Raw genomic sequence first — 1,159 nt, 5'->3', positions numbered from 1 at the left:
ATGCTTATTATCAGTGTAAATTGAATAGACAAAAATCAGTAGGGCTTTATGCCAATAAAATCGTGACGCTATTTAATCAGAGCTATCAGTCTTATGGTACAAGACGAATTCGTTTTGATTTACAAAAAGAGAATATTTGGGTGTCACGCCGTTACATTGCTCGGGTGATGAAAGCCTTATTGCTGGTATCAAAATACACCGTTAAACGTTATCAATCTCACAATACGGAAGTCAATGAAACCGCCACAGAAAATCACCTGCAACGACAATTTGATGTAGGTGATAAAAAACAAATTGTTGTTGCGGATTTAACCTATATTCAAGTTAAGCAACGTTGGAACTATTTATGTGTTTTAGTGAACTTATCCGATAGGCAGATTGTCGGTTACCATGTTGGCCAACATAAAACAGCAGAGCTTGTTATGTCGGCATTAAGCCAAATTAAAATGCCATTATCGAAATTAGATTTATTTCATTCAGACCGAGGTAAAGAGTTTGATAATCGGTTATTAGCGGATTGTTTTAAGACATTTAATATCACGCATTCATTAAGCAAGAAAGGATGTCCTTATGACAATGCGGTAGCGGAAGCGGCATTTAAAACAATTAAAACGGAATTTGTAAAAGGCCAACGTTTTAACTCAACGGCTGAGTTACAACGCGCTTTTTCGGCTTATGCTTATTGGTATAATCATAAACGATTACATTCTTCGTTAGGCTACTTGCCTCCCGTTGAATTTAAAAAACACTTACCCCTTAATTTTTTTGTTTGAAAATGTGTTGCCATTCCAAATTTACACTGATAATAAGCATAATGTCTTGATAATCCTAAATATTGACATAGCTTTGTTATGCTATAACGATGTCGATTTGCTTTTAGGATAGCGATTTTCGCCCTATTATCAGTGCTGCTTGCTTTAGAATATCGTTTTCCATACGCAGCTGTTTAAGCTCTTTACGCAACGCGATTAGCTCTTGTTCTTGTGGACTGCGATTATCTTTTGTTTTAAATGAGCCACTTTGGCTTGATTGCGTTATCCAACGGTCCAATGCTGATGGTGTCAAATCATATTCTGCAACGATTTCACTACGTGATTTACCATGTTGATAAAGACTGACCATTTGGTGTTTAAAATCATCTGTGAATGTTCGTCTTTTG

2 protein-coding genes are annotated in these 1,159 nt (G+C 36.2%); one reads left to right on the top strand and one right to left on the bottom strand.

What is annotated here, in order from left to right; translation table 11 throughout:
* The coding region (locus A9G35_RS06220) for an IS3 family transposase (RefSeq protein WP_218057215.1) at positions 1-773 on the top strand (773 nt) is incomplete at its 5' end.
* Between the two features lie 103 nt (positions 774-876).
* Here the strand turns inward: A9G35_RS06220 and A9G35_RS06215 are convergent.
* Positions 877-1,159 (bottom strand): IS3 family transposase (locus tag A9G35_RS06215; RefSeq protein ID WP_065636123.1); only part of this gene is annotated, 283 nt, incomplete at its 5' end.

Origin of the sequence: Gilliamella sp. Choc5-1 (genome assembly GCF_001690595.1) — a bacterium.
GTDB lineage: Bacteria > Pseudomonadota > Gammaproteobacteria > Enterobacterales > Orbaceae > Gilliamella > Gilliamella apicola_M.
Note: the sequence above shows the minus strand (reverse complement) of the source record. Positions and strands in the feature narration are given on the sequence as shown.